The following is a 2,654-nucleotide window of genomic DNA, read 5'->3' on the forward strand; positions in this document are numbered from 1 at the left end:
GCGCGCTCGCGGCGCGCCTGTCCGCGGGCGAGGTCGACGCGCTCTACGGCGGCGCGCTCGATGCGAGGCGCCTCGCGCAGGCGCTCGCGGGCGATCTCGACGTCATCGTCGCGACCGCGTTGCAGCGCGATCCGGCGCGCCGCTATCCGACCGCCGCGGCATTCGCCGACGACCTGCGCCGCTGGCTCGACGGCCGGCCGATCACCGCGCGCGCGGACTCGGCGTCGTATCGCGTCGCCAAGTTCGTGCGCCGGCACCGCCTCGGCGTCGCCGCGGCTGCGCTCGTGGTCGCCTCGCTGGTCGCCGGCCTCGGCATCGCGATCTGGCAGGCGCGCCTCGCCCGCGAGCAGGCGACCCTCGCGCACGCGCAGGCCGAACGCGCCGAGCGCGTCAAGGACCTGCTCGTATCGATCTTCCAGCAGAACGATCCGTCGCTCTCGAAAGGCGAGGAACTGAGCGCCGCGCAGATCCTGCGGCGCGGACGCGCTGCCCTGCAGGACACGAAATCGACGGATGACGCCACCCGCGGCGAACTGCTCATGACGATCGCGGAAATCCAGGGCAACCTCGGCGCCTCGCTCGAAGCGACGTCCACCGCGGAACAGGCGCACGCGATGCTCGCCGCGAGCGTCGGCCCGACCGACACCCGGCTTGCGTACGCGTACAGCGTGCGCGGCTCGATCTACAACGACGCCGACCGCAACCCCGAGGCCGAACGGGACTTCCGCGCGGCGCTTGCGATCCTGCAGGCGAGCCCGGACACGGCGCCCGAGCGGATCGAGGCGGTGCGCGAGAAACTCGCCTACGTCCTCAACGCGACGCAGTCGCCCGAGGCGAGCATCGCGTTGCAACGCGACGTGGTCGAAGCCGCGCGGCGCCGGCTCGGCGACGGCGACGCGCTGGTCGCCGATCACCGCCTCGCGCTCGCCTTGTTCCTCGAGGAGGCCGGCCACTACGACGAAGGACTGCGCGAGTACGACGCCGCCCTGCCGGTGCTCATGCGTGCGCGCGGCGTGTTCGACCCGCACGTATGCGAGGGTGAGCGCAACTATGCGGGCCTGCTCGACCGCATCGGTCGTGCGGACGATGCGGTGCCGCACTTCGGCAGCGCACTCGCCTGCTACGGAAAACTCTACGGCCCTGACTCGCGGCCGTACTCGCGCGTGATCTTCTCGCGCGGGATCCTGCTGCTCGGCCAGCACCGCCTGGACGAAGCCGAGCAGGATTTCCGCACCGCGCTGCGCGCGGCCGACAGCGACTACACGCACGCGCATGGTCACCGCTACCTCGGTCGCGTGCTCGAGGAACAGCAGCGCTATCCGGAAGCCCTCGCCGAACTCGCCGAAGCCGAGCGCCTCTACCGCGTGGCCGACCTGCCGCACGACATCCAGCGCTGGCGTGCGCGTGCCGATGCCGGATTCGTGATGTTTCTCCAGGGCGATGCGCGCGCTGCGCGCGAGGCCGTGGAAGCCGCGCTCGCGGGGATCGCCGCGGAGAAGGGCGATGACGCGGCGCCGGAGTACATGCGGCCGCTGCGCGCGCAGGGTGCGATCGCGCGCGCGGGCGGCGACCTCGCGCTCGCAATGAAGGCGCATCGGCGCTGGCACGCGATCGCGCTCGCGCTGTACGGCGCCGATTCGCGCGATGCGTGGCAATCGGATTACGAACTTGCACTCGACCTCGCCGCGACCCGCGAGCCTTCTGCGCTCGCCGAAGCGACCGTCTTGCTCGACCGCGTGCTGCCGGCGGCGCGCAAGGCGGCGGCGCCGGAACTCGCCGACATCGAGCGCGCGCGGCGCGATCTCGCGCGCCGCATCGCCGGTGCAAAGGGAGAAGACGATGTCTCATGATGCCGCGCGCTGGATCCGCGTCGCCGCCTGGTTCGACGAACTGGTGGAGCTCGTGCCGGCGATGCGCGACGCACGCCTCGCCGCGATCGCGACCGAAGACCCGCTCGCGGCCGGGGAGCTGCGCGCACTGCTCGCCGCGGACGCACTCGAGCACGGGGTGCTCGACGCAGGCCTCGCCGGCGCGGTGCGCGATCTCCCCGGCGGCTCGCCCGATGCCGCGCCCGCCGACGGGCGCATCGGGCCGTATCGCGTGCTGCGGCAGATCGGCGAGGGCGGCATGGGCGTGGTATTCCTCGCCGAGCGCGGCGACGGCAGTTATGAGCAGCGCGTGGCGATCAAGCTGATCCGGCGCGGCATGGACAGTGCGGCGGTGGTGGCGCGCTTCCTGCGCGAACGGCGCATCCTCGCGCGCCTCGCGCACGCCGACATCGTGCGCCTGCTGGACGGCGGCGTCGCCGCCGACGGCCGGCCGTACTACGTGATGGAGTACGTCGACGGCGAGCCGCTGACCGCGTTCGCGAGCGCGTGCCGTTTGCCGTTGCGCGAGCGCGTCGCGCTCGCCGCGCGCATCGCCGGCGCGGTCGCCTACGCGCACGCGCAGCTCGTCGTCCATCGCGACCTCAAGCCATCCAACGTGCTCGTCGATGCAGACGGCGCGCCGCACGTGCTCGACTTCGGCATCGCCAAGCTGCTCGAGGACAGCGGCGAGCAGACCCGCACCGGCACCGGCCTGCGCGTGCTGTCGCCCGCATACGCGGCGCCCGAGCAGATCCTCGGCGAGGCGATCGGCACCGCGACCGACGT

At 72.8% G+C, this 2,654-nt stretch carries 2 protein-coding genes; both read left to right on the plus strand.

The window, feature by feature from the left end:
* Positions 1 to 1,850 (plus strand): tetratricopeptide repeat protein (locus ACTHK2_RS04365; RefSeq protein ID WP_440244473.1); only part of this gene is annotated, 1,850 nt, incomplete at its 5' end.
* The coding region (locus tag ACTHK2_RS04370; protein WP_440244474.1) for a serine/threonine-protein kinase at positions 1,840 to 2,654 on the plus strand (815 nt) is incomplete at its 3' end. The genes ACTHK2_RS04365 and ACTHK2_RS04370, both read left to right, overlap by 11 nt.

Origin of the sequence: Dokdonella sp., from assembly GCF_051958935.1 — a bacterium.
Taxonomy (GTDB): domain Bacteria; phylum Pseudomonadota; class Gammaproteobacteria; order Xanthomonadales; family Rhodanobacteraceae; genus Dokdonella_A.